General features: G+C 65.8%; 25 protein-coding genes. 12 read left to right on the top strand and 13 right to left on the bottom strand.

Annotation, left to right across the window (positions count from 1 at the left end; genetic code table 11):
• Positions 1-61 precede the first annotated feature (61 nt).
• Positions 62-559: a MarR family winged helix-turn-helix transcriptional regulator gene (locus SLQ30_RS10570; protein ID WP_319446227.1), complete on the top strand. Its 498-nt coding sequence runs from the start codon at positions 62-64 to the stop codon at positions 557-559.
• Positions 560-602: 43 nt separating this feature from the next.
• Positions 603-824, top strand: a complete 222-nt coding sequence (locus SLQ30_RS10575; RefSeq protein ID WP_319446228.1) for a hypothetical protein — start codon at positions 603-605, stop codon at positions 822-824.
• An 8-nt stretch (positions 825-832) separates the two neighbouring features.
• On the opposite strand, the gene prcA is transcribed toward SLQ30_RS10575, so the two are convergent.
• The 4 genes from prcA to dop form a co-directional block, all read right to left on the bottom strand.
• Positions 833-1,561 carry a proteasome subunit alpha gene (gene prcA / locus SLQ30_RS10580; protein ID WP_319446229.1) on the bottom strand — a complete coding sequence of 243 codons (729 nt, stop codon included), beginning with the start codon at positions 1,559-1,561 and terminating at the stop codon, positions 833-835.
• Entirely contained in the window at positions 1,558-2,469 is a 912-nt protein-coding gene (gene prcB, locus SLQ30_RS10585) for a proteasome subunit beta (RefSeq protein WP_413467989.1), read from the bottom strand. The genes prcA and prcB overlap by 4 nt, the downstream gene beginning before the upstream one ends.
• Positions 2,466-2,660, bottom strand: a complete 195-nt coding sequence (locus SLQ30_RS10590; RefSeq protein ID WP_319446230.1) for a ubiquitin-like protein Pup — start codon at positions 2,658-2,660, stop codon at positions 2,466-2,468. Before SLQ30_RS10590 ends, prcB begins: the two co-directional genes overlap by 4 nt.
• 124 nt (positions 2,661-2,784) lie before the next feature.
• Positions 2,785-4,281: a depupylase/deamidase Dop gene (gene dop, locus SLQ30_RS10595; protein ID WP_319446231.1), complete on the bottom strand. Its 1,497-nt coding sequence runs from the start codon at positions 4,279-4,281 to the stop codon at positions 2,785-2,787.
• A gap of 90 nt (positions 4,282-4,371) precedes the next feature.
• Here dop and SLQ30_RS10600 point away from each other — a divergent pair, with 90 nt between their 5' ends.
• Both SLQ30_RS10600 and SLQ30_RS10605 read left to right on the top strand, forming a co-directional pair.
• Positions 4,372-5,520: a hypothetical protein gene (locus SLQ30_RS10600; protein WP_319446232.1), complete on the top strand. Its 1,149-nt coding sequence runs from the start codon at positions 4,372-4,374 to the stop codon at positions 5,518-5,520.
• 19 nt (positions 5,521-5,539) lie between these two features.
• Positions 5,540-6,703 carry a hypothetical protein gene (locus SLQ30_RS10605; RefSeq protein ID WP_319446233.1) on the top strand — a complete coding sequence of 388 codons (1,164 nt, stop codon included), beginning with the start codon at positions 5,540-5,542 and terminating at the stop codon, positions 6,701-6,703.
• Here the strand turns inward: SLQ30_RS10605 and arc are convergent.
• Positions 6,700-8,520 (bottom strand): proteasome ATPase, encoded by a 1,821-nt coding sequence (gene arc, locus SLQ30_RS10610; protein ID WP_319446234.1) that lies wholly within the window; start codon positions 8,518-8,520, stop codon positions 6,700-6,702. The two genes, SLQ30_RS10605 and arc, sit on opposite strands and share 4 nt — an antisense overlap.
• Positions 8,521-8,667: 147 nt before the next feature.
• Here arc and SLQ30_RS10615 point away from each other — a divergent pair, with 147 nt between their 5' ends.
• Together SLQ30_RS10615 and SLQ30_RS10620 are read left to right on the top strand one after the other, a co-directional pair.
• Entirely contained in the window at positions 8,668-9,162 is a 495-nt protein-coding gene (locus tag SLQ30_RS10615) for a hypothetical protein (RefSeq protein WP_319446235.1), read from the top strand.
• 9 nt (positions 9,163-9,171) lie between these two features.
• Entirely contained in the window at positions 9,172-9,693 is a 522-nt protein-coding gene (locus SLQ30_RS10620) for a hypothetical protein (protein ID WP_319446236.1), read from the top strand.
• Between the two features lie 9 nt (positions 9,694-9,702).
• On the opposite strand, the gene SLQ30_RS10625 is transcribed toward SLQ30_RS10620, so the two are convergent.
• Positions 9,703-10,527, bottom strand: coding sequence for a tRNA (adenine-N1)-methyltransferase (locus SLQ30_RS10625; protein ID WP_319446237.1), 825 nt, complete (start codon positions 10,525-10,527; stop codon positions 9,703-9,705).
• Positions 10,528-10,633: 106 nt separating this feature from the next.
• Between SLQ30_RS10625 and SLQ30_RS10630 the strand changes: the two genes are divergently transcribed.
• Genes SLQ30_RS10630 through SLQ30_RS10650 form a run of 5 tightly spaced genes read left to right on the top strand, consistent with a single transcriptional unit; the run spans position 10,634 to position 13,794 of the window.
• Positions 10,634-11,503: a RecB family exonuclease gene (locus tag SLQ30_RS10630; protein ID WP_319446238.1), complete on the top strand. Its 870-nt coding sequence runs from the start codon at positions 10,634-10,636 to the stop codon at positions 11,501-11,503.
• Positions 11,500-12,285 carry a thioesterase family protein gene (locus SLQ30_RS10635; protein ID WP_319446239.1) on the top strand — a complete coding sequence of 262 codons (786 nt, stop codon included), beginning with the start codon at positions 11,500-11,502 and terminating at the stop codon, positions 12,283-12,285. Before SLQ30_RS10630 ends, SLQ30_RS10635 begins: the two co-directional genes overlap by 4 nt.
• A 56-nt stretch (positions 12,286-12,341) precedes the next feature.
• Positions 12,342-12,659 (top strand): metalloregulator ArsR/SmtB family transcription factor, encoded by a 318-nt coding sequence (locus SLQ30_RS10640; RefSeq protein ID WP_319446240.1) that lies wholly within the window; start codon positions 12,342-12,344, stop codon positions 12,657-12,659.
• Complete coding sequence (locus SLQ30_RS10645) at positions 12,656-13,171, top strand: SRPBCC family protein (protein ID WP_319446241.1); 516 nt, start codon at positions 12,656-12,658, stop codon at positions 13,169-13,171. The genes SLQ30_RS10640 and SLQ30_RS10645 overlap by 4 nt, the downstream gene beginning before the upstream one ends.
• The gene (locus SLQ30_RS10650) at positions 13,168-13,794 is read left to right on the top strand and encodes a flavodoxin family protein (protein ID WP_319446242.1); all 627 of its coding nucleotides are present in this window, start codon (positions 13,168-13,170) and stop codon (positions 13,792-13,794) included. The genes SLQ30_RS10645 and SLQ30_RS10650 overlap by 4 nt, the downstream gene beginning before the upstream one ends.
• On the opposite strand, the gene SLQ30_RS10655 is transcribed toward SLQ30_RS10650, so the two are convergent.
• The 7 genes from SLQ30_RS10655 to metH form a co-directional block, all read right to left on the bottom strand.
• A complete protein-coding gene (locus SLQ30_RS10655) occupies positions 13,745-15,124 on the bottom strand; it encodes an FAD-containing oxidoreductase (RefSeq protein WP_319446243.1) in 1,380 nt (459 codons plus the stop codon). The genes SLQ30_RS10650 and SLQ30_RS10655 overlap by 50 nt on opposite strands.
• A complete protein-coding gene (locus SLQ30_RS10660; RefSeq protein ID WP_319446244.1) occupies positions 15,125-15,610 on the bottom strand; it encodes a DUF4126 family protein in 486 nt (161 codons plus the stop codon).
• Positions 15,611-15,663: 53 nt separating this feature from the next.
• Positions 15,664-16,512 (bottom strand): ATP phosphoribosyltransferase, encoded by an 849-nt coding sequence (hisG, locus tag SLQ30_RS10665; protein ID WP_319446497.1) that lies wholly within the window; start codon positions 16,510-16,512, stop codon positions 15,664-15,666.
• 8 nt (positions 16,513-16,520) lie between these two features.
• The gene (locus SLQ30_RS10670; RefSeq protein WP_319446245.1) at positions 16,521-16,802 is read right to left on the bottom strand and encodes a phosphoribosyl-ATP diphosphatase; all 282 of its coding nucleotides are present in this window, start codon (positions 16,800-16,802) and stop codon (positions 16,521-16,523) included.
• 56 nt (positions 16,803-16,858) lie between these two features.
• Positions 16,859-18,340: a sugar porter family MFS transporter gene (locus SLQ30_RS10675; RefSeq protein ID WP_319446246.1), complete on the bottom strand. Its 1,482-nt coding sequence runs from the start codon at positions 18,338-18,340 to the stop codon at positions 16,859-16,861.
• A gap of 257 nt (positions 18,341-18,597) precedes the next feature.
• Complete coding sequence (locus tag SLQ30_RS10680) at positions 18,598-19,290, bottom strand: HAD family phosphatase (RefSeq protein ID WP_319446498.1); 693 nt, start codon at positions 19,288-19,290, stop codon at positions 18,598-18,600.
• 252 nt (positions 19,291-19,542) lie between these two features.
• Positions 19,543-23,283 carry a methionine synthase gene (gene metH, locus SLQ30_RS10685; protein WP_413467991.1) on the bottom strand — a complete coding sequence of 1,247 codons (3,741 nt, stop codon included), beginning with the start codon at positions 23,281-23,283 and terminating at the stop codon, positions 19,543-19,545.
• 267 nt (positions 23,284-23,550) lie between these two features.
• Between metH and SLQ30_RS10690 the strand changes: the two genes are divergently transcribed.
• A complete protein-coding gene (locus tag SLQ30_RS10690) occupies positions 23,551-24,411 on the top strand; it encodes a PAC2 family protein (RefSeq protein ID WP_413467992.1) in 861 nt (286 codons plus the stop codon).
• Positions 24,412-24,416 lie beyond the last annotated feature (5 nt).

Genomic DNA, 24,416 nt, shown 5'->3' on the forward strand with positions numbered 1-24,416 from the left:
GATGGTGAAGGTTTATCCGCGATAGTAGCGCGCTAAACACAGAGCTCAGGAAGGTCAACCAATGGCGGAGTCAACGCCTGACGATGTCGCGGCTCAGCGCACTCGACTCATGGAGGAAATGCGTGGCTACGGCGCCACCTTCACCGAGTTCAGCCGCCGCTTCGCCGCCTGGCTAAACCTGCACTACACCGACGCAGTAGCACTGCTGGAGATATCGGCTGCGGAGGAGCGCGGCGACCCACTATCGCCGGCCAGGCTCAGCGAGCGAATCTCCTTGTCCTCCGGTGCGACAACGGCGCTGGTCAACCGACTGGAGCAGGCGCATCATGTGGTGCGCACCCGCGAGCACTCGGATCGACGTGTGGTCACCCTGCACACCACCGAACACGTCGGTGAGCTCGCCTCGGAGTACTTCGGCCCTTTGGCCGAGCGATTCGACGACATGATGTCGTACTACTCCCCCGAAGTACTGCGGCAATTCGAGGCCTTCGTCGTCGACCTACGCAACACGATGGAGCTCCACCTCCGGGACGCCAGTGCCTCGCCCCGACCGCGCTGAATGCCACTAGTGTTGGGCCAAATCCAACGAAGAGGAGAGTGCCGTGGGCATCGATCCCAAAGACGCCATTGAGGCGGTCAAGGACATCGCGACCAACGCAGTCGAGAGGTCCGCAGACATCGTCGAAAGCGCAGGCCACATCCTGAAGGGCGACGTCTCCGGCGGCGTCGAAGGCATCGTCGCAAGCTCGATCGACATCGCCACGCATTCGGTCGACAAGATCAAGGAAGTCGTCACCGGCAAGGCCGACGAAGACGTCGAGTAAATGACCTGCTAAGCCGAATCCTCCACCGGCAGCAGCGCTTCCAGCGCAGAGCCGGTAATGCGACGGAACGCTCGCCTGGGTCGATTGGCGTCCAGGATCGCGATCTCGAGCGTCGACGGTCCAAGCGTCCTGGCCTCGGCGCCATTGCCCGCGGTGCCCGCTGCGCCGGCCTTCAACGCGTCGACCGCGACCTTAGCCGCCTCACTGAGACTGGCGTTCTCGGTGTACGAGTCGTTGAGCGCGTTCGAGATCGGTTCGGTCGTGCCGCCCATCACCACGAAGTGAGGCTCGTCGGCGATGGAGCCGTCATAGGTGATCCGGTAGAGCTCGGGCAACTTGGTTTCGCCGTAGTGCGCCACTTCGGCAACGCAGAGCTCGACCTCGTACGGTTTGGCCTGCTCCGTGAAGATGGTGCCGAGGGTCTGTGCGTAGACGTTGGCCAGCTGCCGACCCGTCACGTCACGCCTGTCGTAGGCATATCCGCGGGTGTCGGCCCACTGAATGCCGCCGCGGCGCAGATTGTCGAACTCGTTGAACCGCCCGACGGCGGCGAAGCCAACGCGGTCGTAGATCTCGCTGACCTTTTGCAGTGAACGGGACGGGTTCTCCGCCACGAACAGCACGCCGCCGGAGTAGGCAAGGGCGACCACGCTGCGGCCGCGGGCAATGCCCTTGCGCGCAAGTTCCGACCGCTCGCGCATCGCCTGTTCGGGCGAGATGAAATAGGGAAAGCTCATAGCTCGGCCTTCCCGTCAGTCTGGCCGAATGTATCTGCGCGGGTGCGACTTTCGATGACCTCCCGCGCCACACCGGCGATGCGCTGCTCCGCGACCTCGACGGCTCCTTCGGCCTCGATCACCACGGCGGTGGGATAGATGCCGCGAACCAGGTCCGGTCCGCCAGTGGCCGAATCGTCGTCCGCGGCGTCGTAGAGCGCCTCGACGGCAACCCGCAACGCAGAGTCGGCATCGGTGACGCGCGAGTAGAGCTTCTTGATCGACGACTTCGCGAAGATCGACCCCGAGCCGACCGACTGATAGCCCTCTTCTTCGAGATTCCAGCCGCCCGCCGCGTCGAACGACACGATCCGGCCCGCCGCCTGCGGGTCAGCGTCGTGGAGGTCGTATCCGACCAGCAGTGGCAGTGCCACGAAGCCCTGCAGTGCTGCGCCCAAGTTTCCGCGCACCATGATCGCAAGCCGATTCACCTTGCCCGCGAAGGTCAGCGGCACTCCCTCGAGCTTCTCGTAGTGCTCGAGTTCGACCGCGTACAACCGGGCGAACTCGACGGCGAACGCCGCCGTGCCCGCAATGCCGGTCGCCGTGTAATCGTCGGCGATGTACACCTTCTGCACGTCGCGGCTCGCGATCATGTTGCCCTGGGTCGCGCGCCGATCACCCGCGATCAGCACGCCGCCCGGGAACTTCAGCGCGACGATCGTGGTGCCGTGCGGCAGGGAAGCGCCGGCAGACCCAGCAGCACCGGCGTTAGACCCGAGCGGTTCTCCGCTTCCGCCAGGCAGCAGATGCGCCGCCTGCCTGCGCAGAAGATCAGAGAACGAGGACGAGTCCACTTGACCAGAAGATCCGAACGCCGTGGAGAGAGGTTGAGAGAAGGGCAGCCGATCGCGGTGCGGCCAGGTCACTGTCCGCCCTTTTGGACGTATGCCCTGACGAAGTCCTCGGCATTCTCCTCGAGCACGTCGTCGATCTCGTCGAGCAGATCATCGGTGTCTTCGGTCAGTTTTTCGCGACGCTCCTGGCCCGCGGCCGTGCTGCCGGTTTGGTCGTCGTCATCTCCGCCGCCACCGCCACGCTTGGTCTGCTCTTGGGCCATCGGTGCCTCCTACTTCTCATCAGCGGACTCACGTGCTCCGCCTGTCACTCCACACTACCGGTCAACGTCCAGATTTCTCGGGATAGCGCGCTCGTCGCGAACCGCGAAGAGCCCCGCAGACACGTCAGTTGGTCAGCTGTTCGACCAGCTCTGCGGCGCTGTTCACCGAGTCGAGCAACGCCCCTACGTGCGCCTTGCTTCCACGCAGCGGTTCGAGGGTGGGAATGCGGACCAGTGAGTCACCGCCCAGATCGAAGATGACCGAGTCCCAACTGGCCGCCGCGATGTCGGCCCCGAACCTGCGAAGGCACTCCCCGCGGAAGTAGGCCCTGGTGTCGGTCGGCGGATTGTCGACGGCATCGATCACCTGCTGCTCGGTGACGAGCCGCTTCATCGACCCTCGGGCCACCAACCGGTTGTACAGCCCCTTGTCCAATCGGACGTCGGAGTACTGCAGGTCGACGAGATGCAGGCGCGGCGCCGACCATCCGAGGTTCTCGCGCTGCCGGAAGCCTTCGAGCAGACGCAGTTTGGCTGGCCAGTCGAGAATTTCCGCGCATTCCATGGGATCGCGCTCGAGCAGGTCGAGCACTTCCGCCCACGTTTCCACGACCCTGGCCGCACTTGGATCCGGGTCCCGGCTGTCGACCAGCTTGGCCACCCGGTCGAGATAGATGCGTTGCAGCGCAAGGGCGGTCAGCTCACGCCCGTCGGCCAGCGCCACCGTCGCTCGCAGCGAGGGGTCCCGACTGATGACGTGCACCGCATGCACCGGCCTGGCCAAGGCCAGATCCGCGAGGTCGAAGCCCTCTTCGATCAGGTCGAGCACGAGTGCCGTGGTGCCCACCTTGAGGTAGGTCGACGTCTCCGCGAGGTTGGCGTCGCCGATGATGACGTGCAGGCGCCGGTACTTGTCCGCGTCGGCATGCGGCTCGTCGCGCGTGTTGATGATTCCGCGCTTGAGTGTGGTCTCCAGCCCCACCTCGACTTCGATGTAGTCCGCGCGCTGCGTCAGCTGAAAGCCGGGCTCGTCGCCCGACGGACCGATTCCCACCCGTCCCGAACCGGTGATCACCTGGCGTGACACGAGGAAGGGCGTCAGGCCCGCAATGACGGCGGAGAACGGTGTCTGGCGTGACATCAGGTAGTTCTCATGCGAGCCGTACGACGCGCCCTTGCCGTCGACGTTGTTCTTGTACAACTGCAACTTCGCGGCCCCTGGCACGCTCGCGACGTGGCGCGCCGCGGCCTCCATCACCCGTTCGCCGGCCTTGTCCCAGATCACCGCGTCAATCGGATCGGTCACTTCTGGCGCCGCGTACTCCGGATGGGCGTGATCGACGTATAGCCGGGCGCCGTTGGTCAGGATCATGTTCGCCGCGCCGACCTCGTCGGCATCCACTATCGGAGGCGGGCCGGCGGACCTGCTCAGATCGAAGCCACGTGCGTCGCGCAGTGGCGACTCCACCTCGTAGTCCCACCGAGTCCGCTTGGCGCGCTGGATGCCCGCGGCGGCCGCATAGGCCAGTACCGCCTGGGTCGACGTCAGGATCGGATTCGCGGTCGGATCAGACGGCGATGAGATGCCGTATTCGACCTCGGTTCCTATGATCCGCTGCATGGGGGCAAGCCTAGCCGCGCTCACCGCAGGTGCTTGCGGCCCGGTCCCGGAGTTGGTCAACTTACCCGTGGGCTCCCCGCAGGATCGCGAATGACATCAGCCATCGCTGCCCGGCGCGCCGCCGAACGGTGGTTCCTCGACCATGGCCTGCCATCCGTCGTGACGCGCCGCGCGCGACTTCGCGCGGCGTGGTCGCGGTCGGCGCCCGCGCTGACTGGCTTCGCCGTCGTGACGGGCTGCGCGCTGACGATCTTCCTACTCACCGGCCACACACGCGTCGACATCGACGGCGAACCGAGCGCGGTCGAATGGGTCGTGCTCGGGATCGTCGCCCTCGCACTGCCGTTGGCGGCGATCAGCGGCTGGGCGGTTGCCCGAATGACCACCAATCGCGCCCAGGCCATCACCTCGACGATTTCCGTCGCCTTCTGCGCCGGCGCCGCAGCGATCTCGGACGGCGGATTTGGCCTTCTGGCGACGGCTGCGGTGGTGGCCTCGACGCTGGCCCTGACGAGCTCTGGCGTCGGTTCCATCATCGGCTGGGCGATTCGGCTGACGCTGTCGCAGTTCGCCGCGGCGGGAGCCCTACTGATCCGTGCGCTGCCGGTGGTGCTGCTCTCGGTGCTGGTCTTCTTCAACACCTACGTGTGGATCATGTCGGCCACCATCAGTGCGCCGCGACTCTGGCTCGCCCTTGGCCTGCTGATCGTCATCGCCGCCGTCTTCGTCATATCGGGCACGTTCGAAAAGGCCAGTCCGCTACTGCAATCGGCGACGGCATCGGCCCGGCACGCCGAACGACTGGCGGACACCCCGTTCGAGCACATGTCCGATCCCGATGAGCCGGACCCGCTCACCAAAGGTGAATGGCTCAACGTGATCTTCGTGCTCGCCGCGACCCAGCTCGCGCAGATCCTGATGGTCGCCATCGTCACCGCGTCGCTGTTCTTCGTACTGGGTTTGATTCTGTTGAGTCCTGAACTGTTGGCGGCATGGACGCGCAACGGCTCGAGCGACGGCACGCTATTCGGGATGACGCTGCCGGTGCCGCAGGCGCTGATCCACATCACGTTGTTCCTCGCCGCGCTGACGTTCATGTACATCTGCGCCAGGGCCGTCGGAGACGGTGAGTATCGACAGCGGTTCCTCGATCCGTTGATCGATGACCTGAAACTGACTCTGTTGGCGCGCAACCGCTATCGCAACAATCCGGTGAGCCCGGGCGTTAACCCGCCATAGCGGCTGCGGATCCATCACAATGTCTGCCGTGTACGACGTTCAGCAGGTTCACGAGTGGTTCCTGCATCGTGGGCTCCCGCTCGTACTTTCGAGGCGGGTCCGCTCACGCGACCTCATCGCACGGTCGGCTCCGATGGTCAGCGGGGTCGGCGCGCTCACCGCGGTGACCATGCTGCTCGCCGAAGTCACCGGCGCCAGCCCGGATTACGGCTACGGGCTACGGCTCGGCATCATCGGCGCCGTCCTGGTGGCCGCGCCGTTCGTGCTGTACGGGTTGCACCGAAGCGGAACCACGCTCGGCGAAGCGGGCCGTCGCAGCGCCGCCCTGCTGGTGATGGCCACCTTCGTGGTGGTCATGCCGGTGACGGTCAGTGGGTGGTCCGGCGCGGCGGCCGCCGAGGCGCCTGCCTTCGTGGTCATCACGCTCGTCGCGATCTGGCTGACGTATCTCGGTTTCGGGTCGATTGCGGGGTGGGCCTTTCGATTCGCGTGGGCGCAGTTCGGCGCGCTTGGCACGTTGATGAGCCGGGCGTTGCCGCTGCTGATGATCACCCTGCTGGTGTACTTCAGCGGCGAGCTGTGGCAACTCTCGGCCCGGATGACGCGCAAAAGACTTTGGCAGGTCATCGGATTCCTGGCGCTGGTCGCGCTGATCTTCGTCGTGTCGACCATCCGCGACGAGGTGCGGGCACTGCGCGAAGACCGTGCCGAACAAACCGATCCGAGCCAGCTGCTCGCGGGCACCCCGCTGGCCGGGGAGCTCGACCACGAGCCGGTCCGCACTCCCCTTTCGCGCGCCGAACAATTCAATGTCGTCGCCGTCATGGTGGTGTCGCAGGCGATCCAGGTGGTGTTCTTCACCGCGGGCCTGTTCGCATTCTTTCTCGCGCTCGGCATCGTGGCGATCCCGTACGACGTCGCGGTGCTGTGGTCCGCAGAACAAACGTGTGCGGTGGGTCAACCTCCTTGTGCCGGAACGTGGTTCGGCATCCACATCCCGATCCCGCAGACGATCGTGCACACGTCGCTGTTCGTCGCGGTGCTTTCCGGCCTGTACTTCACCGTCAGCACGAGCACCGACCCGCTGTACCGGCAACGGTTCTTCGAGCCACTGATCGCCGACGTCGCGGTGAGCCTTGCCGGACGCGACGCCTACCTCGACATGGAGCGCACCCAGGGTTAGAGGTACTGCCCCAGATTCGATTCCGTGTCGATGGCCCGCGAAGCACTCGAACTCTTGCCGGTGACCAGCGTGCGGATATAGACGATCCGCTCGCCCTTCTTGCCCGAGATGCGGGCCCAGTCATCGGGATTCGTGGTGTTGGGCAGGTCCTCGTTCTCGGCGAACTCGTCGACGATCGAATCCAGCAGGTGCTGGATGCGCAGGCCGTGCTGGCCCGATTCGAGCACCGACTTGATCGCGTACTTCTTCGACCTGTCGACGACGTTCTGGATCATCGCACCGGAGTTGAAGTCCTTGAAGTACATGACTTCCTTGTCACCGTTGGCGTACGTGACTTCCAGGAACCGGTTGTCGTCGATCTCGGCGTACATGCGGTCGACGACCTTCTCGATCATCGTCTTGACGCACAGCGCGCGATCGCCGCCGAACTCGCCCAAGTCATCGGCGTGCAGCGGCAAGTCCTCCACGAGGTACTTGCTGAAGATGTCTTGCGCGGATTCGGCATCCGGACGTTCGATCTTGATCTTGACGTCCAGCCGTCCTGGCCGCAGGATCGCCGGATCGATCATGTCCTCGCGGTTGGACGCGCCGATGACGATGACGTTCTCCAACCCCTCGACGCCGTCGATCTCCGAAAGCAGCTGCGGGACAACCGTTGTCTCCACGTCGGAGCTGACGCCGGTGCCGCGGGTACGGAAGATCGAGTCCATCTCGTCGAAGAACACGATCACCGGGGTGCCCTCGGAGGCCTTCTCCCTGGCGCGCTGGAAGATCAGGCGGATGTGCCGCTCGGTCTCGCCAACGAACTTGTTGAGCAGCTCGGGGCCCTTGATGTTGAGGAAGTACGACTTCGCCTCGCGTGCGTCCTCGCCACGGACCTCGGCCATCTTCTTGGCCAACGAGTTGGCGACGGCTTTGGCGATCAGCGTCTTGCCGCATCCGGGCGGGCCGTAGAGCAGCACGCCCTTCGGCGGCCGCAACGAGTACTCCCGGTAGAGCTCCTTGTGCAGGAAGGGCAGTTCCACGGCGTCGCGGATCTGCTCGATCTGACGGGTAAGGCCGCCGATGTCCTCGTAGCTGACGTCCGGAACCTCTTCCAGGACGAGATCCTCGACCTCGGCCTTGGGGATGCGCTCGAAGGCGTAGCCCGCCTTGGTGTCGACCAGAAGCGAGTCGCCGGGCCGCAGCCTGCGGGCGCGACGATCGTCGTCGAACGGCTCGGCCACGTCGTCGTCGATGAACTCCTGGGCGACCAGTGGCGCGGCCAGCCACACGATGCGCTCCTCGTCGGCGTGGCCGACGACGAGCGCCCTGTGTCCATCGGCGAGGATCTCGCGCAGCGTGCTGATCTCACCGACGGATTCGAAGTGGCCGGCCTCAACGACGGTCAACGCTTCGTTGAGCCGCACGGTCTGGCCCTGCTTGAGCTCCTTGACTTCGATGTTCGGCGAGCAGGTCAGTCGCATCTTGCGGCCCGAGGTGAACACGTCGACCGTGTCGTCCTCGTGAGTCGCGAGCAGTACGCCGTAACCGCTGGGCGGTTGGCCCAGCCGGTCGACCTCCTCGCGGAGGGCGAGCAACTGCTGGCGGGCTTCCTTGAGTGTGTCCATCAGTTTGGCGTTGCGGGCGGCGAGCGAGTCGATCCTGGCTTCGAGCTGATGTACGTCGCGGGCGCTGCGCAGACCGCTGTCGGGACCGACCGCTTGCTCCAGTTGCTCACGAAGTGCGGCGGCTTCGCGGCGGAGTTGTTCTAGTTCGGCAGCATCGTCGCTGGACATGGGAGTTCCGAAGGATTCAGGACGCTCTGGCTCACTCATGTTGCGCTCCCTCCAAGCACCGAAAGTTGGTGCAGTAACAACTTCAAAGCTACCGGCGATTCAGTCTTTGTGTGCGGTGTAGGAATTCGACACACCAGGGACACTTGTTAACCTGTTACTTCAGTTGGACCCATCGAAAGGAAAGCCGTGACACTGAAAACCCTCGTTACCGGCGTGGCAGCAGTTGCTGTGGTAGCCGCAGCAGCGGGCGGTGTGACTTCGATTGCATCGAGTGCGTCGCCGACCACTCACGCGATCCAGCCAGTCGTGTTCGGCGTTCCCATGCCGCTTGATCCGGCACCGAATCTGGCGGGTCCGCTCACGCAGACCCTCAACGGCCTCGCCGCGGGTGGCTCGTTCTCCGGCCCCAAGGGCACCTACGTGGAGGGTGGCCTCGGTCGTATCGAGACCATTGCCGCCGACCGGGCGTTCAGCAAGGCGCAGGCCAAGGGGCTGTTCCCGCTGACCTTCAACATCGTCGACATCGACCAGAACGGCCCCGTCGCAACAGCGAACGTGACCGCGACCGCGAACAACGGCGTCAGCAACACGCAGCCCGTGACCTTCATCCAGGGTCCGAGCGCCACTGGCTGGCAGATCTCGAAGGATTCCGCCTTGGCTCTGCTGAGTTCTTCGGGCTAATTTGAATCGGTGCGCCGCGCCGAAGTCTTGACCCTGAGTGCCGTCACCTTGGTGGCGGCACTCAGTGTTTCTGGGTGTAGCTCCGATGACGCGCTCGCACCGCCGTCCAGCCAGCAGGCGACGCCAACCACCGCCGTCGTCCCCGCGCCGACGGGGGCGCCGCTTCCGGCCCCAGACGCCCTCACCGGTGTGCTGTTCCGGCTCGCCGACACTTCGATTCCCGCTGAGCAGAAGCTCGGCCTGGTGCAGTACTCCAGTGCCGCCGACGTGGCCGCGCTCGGGAATTTCGGGCAAGCCCTCAGGGACGGCGGCTTCAGGGCGTTGACCATCCAGGCCACCGACCTGTCCTGGGCGACCACACCGGGCAACGTCTCGGCCACCGTGACGATCGGCACGTCCGACGACCCGGCCAAGACGTTCACCTACCCGATGGAGTTCACCCCGGTGCGGGACACCTGGCAGCTGACTCGGCGGACGGCCGATCAACTGCTGCAGCTGGGTGGCGCGGCCACTCCGACAACGACGGGTTGAGCGCCGAGCTCAAAGACGCTTTCGCCGCGCTGGGGGCGGCGTCACGGTGCCGGGAGCGAGCTTGCGGGCGCTGATCAGGAACGCGGTGTGCCCTCGCATCGAGTGTTGCGGTCGCACGGCCAGTCCGACGACGTCCCATCCGCGCTGCAAGGACTCCCAGGACCGCGGTTCGGTCCAGCACTGCTGTTCGCGTAGCGCCTCCACGGTGCGCGACAACTGCGTCACCGTCGCGACGTAGATCATCAGCACGCCGCCGGGCACCAGGGCGTTCGACACCGCCGCGAGGACTTCCCACGGCGCCAGCATGTCCAGCACCGCCCGGTCGACCTGAGCGCCGTCGTAGTCCGCGACATCGGCGATGCGCAGCGTCCAGTTCGGCGGATGCTCACCGAAGAACGTCACGACGTTGCGCACTGCGTGTTCGGCGTGATCGTCGCGCACCTCGTAGGACGTCACCGTGCCGGTGGGTCCCACCGCGCGCAGCAGCGAACACGTCAGCGCACCCGAGCCTGCGCCCGCCTCGAGCACGTTGGCCCCGGGGAACATGTCGCCCTCGTGGACGATCTGCGCGGCGTCCTTGGGGTAGATGACCTGTGCGCCGCGCGGCATCGACAGCACGTAGTCCATCAGCAGCGGGCGCAGCACCAGGAACGGATCGCCGTTGGCGGCCTTGACCACGCAGCCCTCCGGCTGCCCGATGATGTCGTCGTGAGCGATCGCGCCGCGGTGGGTGTGGTACTCGTCACCGACCGCGAGGACGATCGTGTGGTGCTTCCCCTTGGGGTCGGTCAGCTGCACGCGATCGCCGACGACGAAGGGACCGGTAACTCGCACGGACGCCAGCCTGCCAGCAGACGCGCCGGTCCTGGTGCGCGGGGTTGTCGGACGTCGCCCATAGGCTGCGGAGGCAGGAGCGAAGCGACCCGAGAAGGAGCACAGCATGAGTGACGACCCGGCTGCGCCTCCGCGACGGCCCGCGTTGTCACCGTCGCGGGCCAGCGACTTCAAACAGTGCCCACTCCTGTACCGGTTCCGGGCCATCGACCACCTACCTGAGCCGTCGTCCACCGCCCAGGTTCGGGGTTCGGTCGTACACGGCGCACTCGAACAGCTCTACGCGCTGCCTGCGGTCAACCGTGGCGCGGACACGGCGGTGACGCTGGTGGGTCCGGCGTGGGACCGCGTGGTCGCCGAACAACCGGGGCTCGCCGACGAGTTCGCGCCAGAACTAAGAGCACAACTCCTCGACGAGGCCAGGGCGCTGCTCACCGGGTACTACCGGCTGGAGGACCCCACCCGGTTCGAGCCCGAATCATGCGAACAACGGGTCGAGGTCGAACTGTCCGACGGCACGCTGCTGCGCGGTTTCGTCGACAGGATCGACGTCGCGCCCTCCGGCGAACTCAGGGTCGTCGACTACAAGACGGGTAAGGCGCCGTCGGCCACCCGCGAACTTGCCGAGGCCAAGGCGATGTTCCAGATGAAGTTCTACGCGGTGGCAATACTGCGCTCGCGCAACGTGCTGCCGTCCCGCCTGCGCCTGCTCTACCTCGCCGACGGCCAGGTGCTGGACTACACCCCCGAGCTAGCCGAACTGGAGCGCTTCGAGAAGACGTTGATCGCCATCTGGCGCGCCATCCAATCGGCCGGTGCGACAGGCGATTTCCGCCCCAAGCCCTCGCGACTGTGCGATTGGTGTGCCCACCACGAGCATTGCCCTGTGTTCGGCGGAACACCTCCGCCGTACCCCGGATGGCCGGAGGCGTCGGCGCAGGTGGTGTCGGCGCACTCTGCGGGGTCAGCGGCGTGACCGACTGCCTGTACCGGCGGCTGCCGTCCGACGGCCCCTTGCCCGTCTTCGAAGCCACTGACGGCACCCGCAGCAATTGGGACCCCGAGATCCAGCACGGCTCACCGCCTTTGGCCCTGATGACCAAGGTCATCGAGGAGATGGCCGCCGATACCCCGCTGCGCATCGGACGGTTGACACTCGACATCCTCGGCGCGATACCCGTTGCGCCGCTGAAAGTTCGGGCGTGGACGGCACGTCCCGGCGCCCGCATCTCGCTGGTGTGCGCCGAGCTACTTCCGCTCGCGGACGCCCGTCCGGTCGCCCGAGTGGCGGCCTGGTTGCTGGCCACCAGCGACACCAGCGACGTCGCGACTGACCGTTATCCCCCAATGGTCGAGGGCGCATCGGTGCCCAATCCGCACACATGGCTGGGCGCCCCCGGGTACCTCGAGACGGTGACCTGGCGCAAGCAGGCAACCGCCGAAGACACGGCCGCCGAGGTTTGGATGAGCCCGCTGGTGCCCCTCGTGGACGCCGAACCAGTCACCGACGTCCAACGCCTCGCCATGGTGGTCGATTCGGCCAACGGCGCTGGGGCCGCGCTGGACCCGGCCGAATTCGTTTTCATGAACACCGACACCACGGTCCACCTTCACCGGCTGCCGACCGGCGCCGACTTCGGGCTACGGGCCAAGGCTTCGATCGGACCCGACGGCATCGGGGTGACCACCGCCGAGTTGTTCGATCGGCAGGGCTTCATCGGAACCTCCGCGCAGACCCTGCTCGTCATGCGGCGCTAGAGGTCTAGTCAGGCATATCCATTGCGATCTATATAGACGAACAGTAATATAGCGGCATGGACGTCTTCGAGGCGCTGGCCGAACCCAGCAGGCGCACGTTGCTCGACACCTTGCGAGATGGTGAACGCACGGCAGGCGAGCTCGTCGCCACGCTCCCCGGACTGACGCAGCCGACGGTCTCGCGACATCTTCGGGTGCTGCGCGAAGTCGGGCTCGTCGAGGTCCGCCCCGACGCGCAGCGCCGGATCTACGCGCTGCGCGCCGACGGCCTCGTCGCGATGGATGACTGGATCAGCCGGTACCGCCACTTCTGGACCGACCACTTGGACGCGTTGGAACAACACTTGAGCTCGACCTTCGAGGAGCCGACATGACCGACCGGAACGGAAGACTCACCGTCGACGGCGACCAGGCCGTGCTTCACTTCGAACGCACGTTGCCCTTCCCCGTCGAACAGGTGTGGGCGGCCATCACCGACCCTGCCCACCGGGACAAGTGGATGGGCAAGACCTCGATCGAGCCGCGACCGGGCGGGCTCATCACGACCGTGGCTTCTGGTCCGCCGTTGCCGCCCGATCAGAAGCGGATGACCGGCCGGATCCTGGTCTGGGACCCGCCGCGCGTATTCGAACACGAATGGAATCAACCCATCGTCGAACCCGGCGTGGTGCGCTACGAACTGCACGCCGACGGAGCGGGCACACTGCTGCGATTCAGTCACCGCGGGCTCAGTGTGCCGAATGCGACCGGCTTCCGCTCGGGCACCCACGCGTTTCTCGACCGACTCGAGGCCCTGCTCGCCGACGAGCCGATGCCCAACTGGGCGCAACGTTACGAAGCGATCGCCGGTGCTGCGCCGAGCACACCGAGAAGGGAATTGTCATGAGCATCGTCATCGCCTACCACTCGGGGTTCGGGCACACCGCCACCCTGGCCAACGCCGTGGCCGTGGGTGCCCGGGCAGGCGGGACCGACGTCTCGTTGATCGCCGTCGACACCATGTCCCAGTCGGATTGGGACGTGCTCGACGACGCGGACGCGATCATCTTCGGCAGCGCTACCTACATGGGCAACGTGTCGGCGGGATTTCAAGCCTTCGCCGAGCAGACCGGACGACGATGCCTCAACGGAGCATGGAGCGACAAGGTCGCCGCGGGCTTCACCAACTCCGGCGCCAAGAGCGGCGACAAATTGTCCACCTTGGTCTCGCTGGCCGTATTCGCCGCGCAACACCATATGCACTGGGTGAATCTCGGGCTCGGCGCAGGCTGGAACAGCGCTGGAGGGAGCGAGCACGACTTGAACCGGCTGGGCTTTTGGCTCGGCGCAGGCGCGCAGACCGACGTCGACGCGAACTCGGAGGACGTCCATCCGTCCGACCTCCGAACGTGCGAACATCTCGGACGTCGAGTGGCGATGGTCACCGCCGAGCTGATCGCCGGACGCGCTGTCGCACAAGCTAATCCAGCGGTTTCAGCTCCTGCAGCATGGTCGGAACCAGCTCACTGACGGTGGGGTGAATGTGCATGGTGCGCGAGATGGCCGTGTACGGAAGCTTGGCGGTCATCACGTCGAGGATGTCTTGAACGACCTCGTCGCCACCGACGCCGAGGATGGCGGCCCCGAGGATCTCTTCGGTCTCGGCGTCGACCACCACCTTCATGAAACCCTGGGTCTCGCCCTTCTCCACTGCGCGGCCGACCTTGGCCATCGGTCGCTTGCCCACCAACGCCTTTCGACCCGACGCGCGTACCTCGTCGACGGTAAGCCCGGCCCGACCCAACGGCGGGTCGATGTAAAGCGCGTAGGTCGTCACCCGGTCGCTGACACGGCGCGGATCGTCGTCGAGCAGATTGGCCGCGACGATCTCGAAGTCGTTGTACGACGTGTGGGTGAAGGCGCCCTTGCCGTTGCAATCCCCCATCGCCCAGATGTGGCCGACGTTCGTGCGCAACTGATCGTCGACCTCCACGAAGCCGCGCCGGTCGGTCGCCACGCCCGCGGCGTCCAGCCCGAGGTCGTCGGTGTTCGGCGCTCTGCCTGTCGCCACCAACAGGTGGGTCCCCACGATGGGGTCGGCGCCCTCCCGCGGATGCAACTCGAACCCGTTGTCCCGCTTAACTATCCGCATCGCCGTCGCCCCGAGGTGGACCTCGATGCCCTCCGCTTCGAGGATTTCCTTCACGGCAGCGGAGACGTCCTCGTCCTCCCTTGCGGTCAGCCGCGGGCCCTTCTCCACGACGCTGACCTTGGCCCCGAAGCGCCGGTACATCTGGGCGAACTCGAGCGCGATGTAGCTACCGCCGACGATGACCAGATGCTCGGGAAGCGTTGCGAGGTCCAGGATGCCGACGTTGGTGAGGAAGTCGACGTCGGAAAGCCCAGGGATGTCGGGGACGACCGCGCGGCCGCCGACATTCAGGAATATCTTGTCGGCTTCGAGGAGTTGGTCGTCGACCCGAATGGTATGCGGGCCCTCGAAGCGGGCGTGGCCGCGGATGAGCGTGCAACCCGCCATGCCCTCCAGCCACGACTCGACGCCGTGCCGATCGTCGAGCATCACCTTGTCCTTGCGGGCCTTGACCTTCGTCATGTCCACCGTGACATCGCCGGTCCCGATACCGAACTCGGCGCCGCGGCGCGCCACGTGCGCGGCATGGGCGCTGGCGACCAATGTCTTGGTGGGGATACAGCCGTAGTTGACGCAGGTGCCACCGACGAGTTTGCGTTCGATCACCGCGACGGTCTGACCGGCGTCCGTCAGTCGCCCGGCAAGCGGCGGCCCAGCCTGACCAGCGCCGACGATGATCGCATCGAATCTGGTTGCCGCGCCAGCCATCTAGCCGACCAGGGCGAGCGCCACGACGGCGAAACCGCCCAACACGGCGACTGCGTCCTCGGTCAAAGCGACGGGGAGGTCATGCCCATCGTTGGCGGCGACCAGGCGGCGGCGGGCGTGATAACCCGCGAGCGTTCCTAGCACAGCGCCGATGATTCCCGCGCCGATGCCAATGAACGTGTGGTGCCAGCCCGCTCCGATCACTGCCCCGGCAAACGCACCGGTGACGATGCGCGCCAGGAACTGCGGCGGAACCGTGCGACTAGGCGTGGACGGCAACTGATCCGTCACCAGCTCCACCACCAAGAGGATCGTCAGGACCGTGACCGTGATGGGGTGTCCGACCCAGTGCGCCCAGGTGCCATCCAACGGCAGCCAGCCCAGTGCCGCACCCCAGGCCACCACGGCCGGTGGAGTCAGCGCACGCAGGCCGGCGACCACGCCGATCAGTAGCGCAACGAGAAGGAGAAACGGAACGTGCGTCATGGCGACCCCTCGACCGGTCCAGTATTGACTGAAAACCTAGCACCCGAAGCAGTTCAGAAGCGGCAGAACCTGATGTCGGAGGCAAGGATTGCTTTCGCGCCGATGGCCGCCAACTGGTCCATGATGTCGTTGACGTCGCGGCGCGGCACCAGCGCACGGACCGCGACCCACGCCGGGTCGGCCAGCGGTGCGATGGTCGGCGACTCGAGTCCCGGCGTGACGGCGGTGGCTTGCTCGAGCACCGTCCGCGGGCAGTCGTAGTCGAGCATCAGGTACTGCTGGCCGAATACGACGCCCTGCACGCGACCGGCGAGCTGATCGCGTGCCGCGGCGGTTCCGGGATCGGGGTCGGCCCGTTCGATCAGCACCGCCTCCGAGTCGCACAACGCTTCGCCGAACGCGACGAGGCCGTGCAGGCCGAGCGTGCGGCCCGTCCCGACGATGTCGGCGATGACGTCGGCCAGACCCAGTTGCACCGAGATCTCTACCGCGCCGTCGAGTCGGATCACGGTGGCCTCAATGCCTCTGGCGGCCAGATCCTTTCGGACCAGGTTCGGGTATGCGGTGGCGATCCGCTTGCCTGCGAGGCCGTCGATCGCCCAATCGTGGCCCGACGGAGCGGCGTAGCGGAACGTCGACGAGCCGAAGCCGAGCGCAAGGCGTTCCTGCACGGGCGCATCAGACTCCGCTGCCAGGTCCCGTCCGGTGATGCCGAAGTCCAACTCCCCCGACCCGACATAGATCGCGATGTCCTTGGGCCTGAGGAAGAAGAACTCCACGTTGTTTGCGGGATCGACGACGGTCAGATCCTTCGGATCACGCCGCCGCCGGTAACCGGCTTCGGACAGGATCTCAGCCGCCGACTCGCTGAGCGCACCCTTGTTGGGGACGGCCACCCGCAGATTGCCGATCACAGTTTTGCGTACACGTCGTCGAGGGTCAGCCCACGGGCGATCATCAGCACCTGCGTCCAGTACAGCAACTGACTGAGCTCGCCTGCCAGCGCTTCGTCGCTCTCGTGTTCGGCCGCCAGCCAGACCTCGCCGGCCTCTTCGAGGATCTTCTTCCCCAACCCGTGGACGCCGGCGTCGAGCGCCGCAACGGTGCCGCTACCGGCTGGACGGGTGCGCGCACGCTCGCTGAGTTCGGCGAACAGAGCGTCGAAGGTCTTCACGGCACGCGATTGTTCCACGCTTACCGCAGCGAAGTCACGGCGGTTTCAGAGGACCGCCGTGACGCGGCCCGCCGTCAGGCGTTCGCCGCGGGCTTCGGCGTGGCAAGAATCTCGCCATGCATGTCCTCAAGTGAGACGCCCTTGGTCTCCTGCACCCAACGCCACACGAAGACGAACGACAGGATCGCGCAGAGGCCGTAGAACCCATACGCCAGACCCAGGTGGTTCCTCATCTCCGGGAAGGAAACCGTGATCGCCCAGTTGGCGGCCCACTGACCTGCCGCCGCCAAGCCCAGCGCGGCCGCCCGGATGCGGTTCGGGAACATCTCGCCGAGCAGCACCCACACCACCGGCCCCCACGACATTCCGAAGGCGACGACGAACAGGTTCGCGGCGATCAGTGCGATGACGCCGGACGCACCGTCGAGACTCGGCTTGCCATCGGCTCCGAGGGTCGCATTGGCGAAGATGACCGCCATGGTGATCAAAGTGACCGCCATGCCGGACGAACCGATGAGCAGCAGCGGTTTCCGACCGATCTTGTCGATCAGTGCAATGGCGATGAGCGTGGTCGCCACATTGATCACCGACGTGATCACCGTGTAGATGGCCGACTCGTCGGCGCTGAATCCCACCGCCTGCCACAGCACATTCGAGTAGTAGAAGATCACGTTGATGCCGACGAACTGCTGGAAGATCGAGAGGCCCAGCCCCACCCAGACGATCCCGTACAAACCGAAGAAGCTGCCGCCCGGCTTGCGCAGATCGCGCCACGACGGCTTGTCTTCGCGTTCCAGCGTCTCCTTGATGCGGTCGATGGTGATCTCGAGGTTCTTCTCGCCGAGCAACATCGTCAGCACCTTGCGCGCTTCCGGAATCTTGTGGCTGGCAACGAGATAACGCGGCGACTCCGGGATGGTGAAGGCCAGTCCGCCGTAAACGATCGCGGGGATCGCCATGACGAGGAACATCCAGCGCCAAGCCTCCATGTTGAGCCAGAGCACCTCGCCGGGGCCTCCCGCCGCCCTCTGCAGCAGCCAGTTGACGACGAAGGAAAGGAAGATGCCCGACACGATCGCGAGCTGCTGGAGGGAGCCGAGCCTGCCGCGGATGCGCGGCGGCGAGGTCTCCGCGATGTAGGCCGGGGCGATGACGGACGCGATGCCGACACCGATGCCGCCGACGATCCGGAAGAGCACGACGATCTCGACGCTGGGCGCCAACGCCGTGCCGATGGCGCTGACGAGGAAGAAGACCGCGGCGATCTTCATGACCGAGATGCGTCCGATGCGGTCAGCGATCCGGCCGGCGGACATCGCACCCGCCGCGGCACCGAGAAGCGCCGAAGCAACGGCGAAGCCCAATTCCGCGTTGCCGATGCCGAAGTCCTTCTGAATGGAGTCGACCGCACCGTTGATGACCGCACTGTCGTAACCGAACAGCAAGCCGCCCAAGGCGGCGACCGAGGCGATCCGTACGGCGGTGCCGCCCGACGAGAAGTCCTCGTCGGTAATTGCCGAAGCAGAGTCGTCGACGGGGGGTCCCTGACCAGCCATGAGGCGTCCTTTCGCGGCACTGCGTGAGGTGAATCACAGCCATTCAATCACCCGAACAGCCGCCACACAGCCGCTTCGTAGAACGGGGGCTCCAGCCGGCAGTAGCACCGCCCACGCCATAGGTGTTGTCGGTCAATGCATCTCACGTTGCCAACACCTGGCGAGGCAAACGGTCGCCGTCGGGACGTTTGCTGATCAACCGACGTTGGCGCCGTTACCAGTCCGCACCACTCGAAGTGCTGGTCGCTGAACCGGCTTCACCCGCGCGGAAGGACTCCGTCATCGAGCCGCGCGCTGAGTGCGGCGTGTATCCCGCGCAGGTCGGACGGGCTCAACCCGACGAGCGTCGTGATGTGTCTGCGCCGCGCACTGCCGGGGACCTCCACGTCGTTGGGCACCACGAGCACAGGACAGTCCGCGGACTCCGCGGCGACGCTTCCGGTGACGGAATCCTCGATCGCAAGGCATTGCGCCGGTTCGAACCCGAGCAGCTCGGCGGCGCTGAGGTAGACGTCCGGCGCGGGCTTGCCGTGCTGCACCTCGTCACCGCACACACTCACCGAAAAGTAGTGCTTACCAATGCTCTTCAACGCCTGCTCGGTGAGATCCCGACGCGTGTTCGTCACCAGTGCCATCGGAATGCCTTCGACGAGCAGGGCGTCGAGCAGTTCGCGCGCACCTGGCCGCCACGGCAGCCCCGCTTCGAAGAGCTCTCCCGTACGGACGTGTAGCCACTCCGTGGATTCGGCGATGGCGGCGGGGTCAGGATCGAGCCCGAGGTCGGCGTAGACCGTATCCATCACGCTCTTGGCGGAGCCCCCCACGGTGGACTCACGTACCTCGGCGGAAAGCACCCCGCCCAAGCGTGCGTAGAGCTCTTGCATGGAGATGTCCCAGAGCTTTTCAGAATCGACGAGGGTGCCGTCCATGTCCCAGAGCACCGCGCGCATGTGCTCCATTGTCTCATCGTCGGAGGGGTCACTGGCGCGGTGCCATGACGACCCTGCTGACTGGGGCACCAGAAAATATCGCCAGGCGCGTGGTGGATCATCTGATCACCTTGACCGCCAAGGACATCCGCGCGCTCACCGTCACACCGGCGAGGGTCGGTCTTCCCAATTCTGTGACAGCAATCACCGGATATCTTGGCAACCCCGATTCGTCGCGGGCGGCGCCGGTTACACGTCGTGTGCGGGTTGGGCTCAGTCCTCGGGGTTGTAGCCGAGGTTGGAGCCGAGCCAGCGCTCGGCTTCTTGCAAGGTCCAGCCCTTGCGCTTCGCGTAGTCGGCGACCTGGTCCTGGGCCAGCCGGCCGACCACGAAGTACTGCGACTGCGGGTGCGAGAAGTACCAGCCGCTGACGGCAGCACCGGGCCACATCGCCATCGACTCGGTCAGCTCGATGCCGGTCCGCTCCTTGACGTCCATCAACTCCCAGAGCGTCGCCTTCTCGGTGTGCTCCGGGCAGGCCGGGTAGCCCGGCGCCGGGCGGATTCCCACGTACTTCTCACCGATGAGCGCCTCGTTGTCCAGCTGCTCGTCGGGCTGGAATCCCCAGAACTCCTTGCGGACTCGTTGATGCATCCGTTCGGCGAACGCCTCTGCCAGGCGGTCGGCGATCGACTCGAGCAGGATCGCGTTGTAGTCGTCGTTGGCTGCCTTGAACTCGATGATCTTGTCCTGGCTGCCCAGCCCCGTGGTGACGGCGAAGGCGCCGACGTAGTCCCGGAGGCCCGTTTCTTTGGGGGCGATGAAGTCGCCGAGGCTCCGGTTCGGGATGCCGTCCCGGTGCTCGCCCTGCTGGCGCAGGTTGTGCAATGTGGTCAGCACCTCGGTACGGGTCTCGTCGGTGTAGACCTCGACGTCGTCGCCGCCGGGGCTGGCGTTGGCCGGGAAAAAACCGATCACCCCGTTGGCGGTCAGCCACTTCTCCTTGATCAGGGTGTCGAGCATCTCCTGGGCGTCGTCGTACAGCTTGCGGGCCGTCTCGCCCGAGACCGGGGTGTTGAGGATGTCGGGGAAGCGGCCCTTCATCTCCCAGGCGTTGAAGAACGGCTGCCAGTCGATGTACTCGCGAAGCTCGGCGACGTCGTAGTCAAGAAATTCTCGTACTCCCGTACCTTGCGCGGGCACCGGCGGCGTGTAGCCGTCCCACTCGATCGGCGTGCGGTTCGCGCGGGCCTTCTCCAGCGTCAGCATCGGCCGCTCGGTCTTCTGGGCGTGCCGTTCGCGCAGCGACGCGTAATCCTTCTCGGTGGCCTCCAGCAGGGCTGGACGCTGCTTGTCGTCGAGCAGCGCGGCCGCGACCGGCACCGAGCGGGACGCATCCTTGACCCAGACCACCGGACCGCTGCGACGCGGTGACACCTTCACCGCCGTGTGGGCGCGCGAGGTGGTCGCGCCGCCGATCAGCAGCGGGATCTCCAGCCCCTGACGCTCCATCTCGACGGCGAAGTTGACCATCTCATCCAGCGACGGGGTGATCAGGCCGGACAGCCCGATGATGTCCGCGTTGTGCTCCTTGGCCGCATCCAGGATCTTCTGGGCGGGCACCATCACACCGAGGTCGATCACTTCATAGTTGTTGCACTGCAGGACAACTCCGACGATGTTCTTGCCGATGTCGTGGACGTCGCCCTTCACGGTCGCCATGATGATCGTGCCGTTGGTGTCCTTGCTCGCGGCAGTGCCGTTCTGCTCCTTCTCCGCCTCGATGAACGGCAGCAGATAGGCAACGGCCTTCTTCATCACCCGGGCCGACTTCACGACCTGGGGCAGGAACATCTTGCCTGCGCCGAAGAGGTCACCGACGACGTTCATGCCGTCCATCAGCGGGCCCTCGATCACCTCGATCGGGCGACCACCAGCTTCGGAGATCTCGGCGCGCAATTCCTCGGTGTCGGTCTCGACGTCGGCGTCGATGCCCTTGACTAGGGCGTGCGTGATGCGCTCGCGGACCGGGAGAGATCGCCACTCGGCGGCAACCGGGTCCTCAGCCTTGTCCGCGCTGTTGAACCGTTCCGCGATCTCCAGGAGCCTTTCGGCAGCGTCCTCGCGACGGTTCAGGACGACGTCCTCGATTCGGTCCCGCAGTTCGGCGTCGATCGAGTCATAGGGCACCAGCGCACCCGCGTTGACGATGCCCATGTCCAGGCCGGCCTTGATGGCGTGGAACAGGAAGACCGCGTGGATCGCTTCGCGGACGGGGTTGTTGCCCCGGAACGAGAACGACACGTTCGAGATACCGCCGGAGATGTGCACCCCGGGAAGGTTGTCCTTGATCCAGGCGCAGGCCTCGATGAAGTCGATCCCGTACGTCGCGTGCTCCTCGATACCGGTCGCCAGCGCGAAGCAGTTCGGATCGAAGATGATGTCCTCGGCCGGGAAGCCGACCTCTTCGGTCAGGATCCGGTAGGCGCGCCCGCAGATCTCCTTGCGGCGCTCCAAGTTGTCGGCCTGACCCTGCTCGTCGAAGGCCATCACGACGACGGCGGCGCCGTACTTGCGGCACAACCGTGCCTCGCGGATGAACTTCTCCTCGCCCTCCTTCATGGAGATCGAGTTGACGATCGGCTTGCCCTGCACGTTCTTCAGGCCCGCCTCGATGACGTCCCACTTCGAGGAGTCGATCATCACCGGGACGCGGCTGATGTCCGGCTCGGACGCGATCAGCTTGGTGAACCGGTCCATCGCGGCAATGCCGTCGATCATGCCCTCGTCCATGTTGATGTCGATGACCTGCGCACCGACCTCGACCTGCTGCAGGGCGACCGACAGCGCGGTGTCGTAGTCCTCGGCTTTGATCAGGTTTCGGAACCGGGCGGAGCCGGTGATGTTGGTGCGCTCACCGATGTTCACGAACAGAGAGTCGTCGGTGATGTTGAGCGGCTCCAGGCCCGAGAGCCGGGTGGCCACCGGGATCTCCGGCAGCTCGCGCGGCGGCACGCCCCCGACGACCTTGGCGATCTCGGCGATGTGCGGGGGCGCCGTTCCGCAGCAACCACCGACCAGGTTGACCAGGCCGGCCTTGGCGAACTCGGCGATGTAGCCGGCCTGAGCCTCCGGGGACTCGTCGTACTCGCCGAAGGCGTTGGGCAAGCCTGCATTCGGGTAGCAGGAGACGAAGGTGTCCGCGATCCGCGCCACCTCGGCGATGTAGGGCCTCATCTCCGGCGCGCCCAGGGCGCAGTTAAGGCCGACTGCGAGCGGCTTCGCGTGTCTGATCGCGTTCCAGAACGCTTCGGTGACCTGACCGGACAAGGTCCGCCCGGAGGCATCGGTGATGGTGCCCGAGATGATCACCGGCCAGCGGCGTCCGCGGTCCTCGAACAGCGTCTCGAGGGCGAACACCGCCGCTTTGGAGTTCAGCGAGTCGAAGATCGTCTCGACGATGAGGAGATCAGAGCCTCCGTCGACCAGACCGTTCGCGGCTTCGAGGTAGGCAGCGACCAGCTGGTCGTAGGAGACGTTGCGGGCTCCGGGGTCGTTGACGTCCGGCGAGATCGACGCGGTCCGCGTCGTCGGGCCGAGGGCGCCTGCGACGTAGCGGGGCTTGTCCGGGGTGCTGAACTCGTCGGCGGCCTTGCGAGCCAGTGCGGCGCCCGCGTAGTTCAACTCGTAGGCAAACTCGTGCATGTCGTAATCGGAGAGCGACACCGCATTCGCGTTGAAAGTGTTGGTTTCGAGGATGTCGGCGCCCGCCTCGAGGTACTCGCGGTGGATCCCCGCGATGATCTGCGGCTGCGTCAAGTTGAGCAGGTCATTGTTGCCCTGAAGCGCGGTCGGCCACTCCATGAACCGTTCGCCACGGTAACCGGCCTCGTCCGGCCGGTCCCGCTGGATCGCCGTGCCCATCGCGCCGTCGATCACCATGATCCGCTGGCGCAGCGCTGCCGTCAGTTCGTCGGTGCAGTCGGGGCGGATGTTCGGCTCCAAGGCGTCCACGTAGGTTCCTTCCGTAACGGAAGGCGTCCTTAGCTCTGCCGAGCGTGGCGGATACCGGAAGGGGACTGGCCCCCCAAATAACCGTTGCAACGCCTCTCGACCAGAAAAGTCTACGTCGTCATTCCGATCGACGTCTGCGACGCCCAACTCGACGTCGCTACCGACCCCGACCCGCTTGGCGGCGTAGTCGCTCTTACCAAACACCTCCTCCGCCGACCCGCGCCGGGATGACGCTCGTAGGTACCACGCAGGGCTTACGCTGGCCTGGTGACAAACCTGCCCGATCTGCAGGACACCATCGTCGTGGCAGCCTTCGAAGGCTGGAATGACGCCGGTGATGCGGCCAGCGACGCGCTGGAACACCTCGACGCCATCTGGGAGGCCGAAACCATCGTCGAGATCGACGACGAGGCGTACTTCGACTACCAGGTGAACCGTCCCGTGATTCGCCAGATCGACGGCGTCACCCGCGAGTTGGTCTGGCCGTCGATGCGGATCTCGCACTGCCGCCCGCCCGGCAGCGACCGCGACATCGTGCTCATGCACGGGGTCGAGCCGAATATGAGATGGCGCACATTCTGCGCCGAACTGTTGGCCATCGCCGAGAAACTCAACGTCGACACCGTGGTGATCCTCGGCGCCCTGCTGGCCGACACCCCCCATACCCGCCCCGTGCCCGTGTCGGGCGCCGCCTACTCCCCCGAATCGGCCAAGGCCTTCGGCTTGGAGGAGACCCGGTATGAGGGGCCGACCGGGATCGCGGGCGTGTTCCAGGACGCGTGCGTCGCAGCGGGTATCCCGGCAGTCACGTTCTGGGCCGCGGTTCCGCACTACGTCTCGCAACCACCGAACCCGAAGGCCACCGTCGCGCTGCTGCGGCGAGTCGAGGACGTGCTCGACATCGAGGTCCCGCTGGCCGATCTGCCGAGTCAGGCCGAGGAGTGGGAGCAGGCGGTCACGGAGATGACGGCAGACGACGAGGAGATCGCCGAATACGTGCAGTCGCTCGAGGAACGCGGGGACGCGGAGGTCGACATGACCGAAGCGCTCGGCAAGATCGACGGCGATGCACTGGCTGCCGAGTTCGAGCGCTACCTGCGTCGCCGCGGGCCGGGCTTCCGCGGGTAGTAGCG

Origin of the sequence: Mycobacterium sp. RTGN4 (assembly GCF_033804635.1) — a bacterium.
GTDB lineage: Bacteria > Actinomycetota > Actinomycetes > Mycobacteriales > Mycobacteriaceae > Mycobacterium.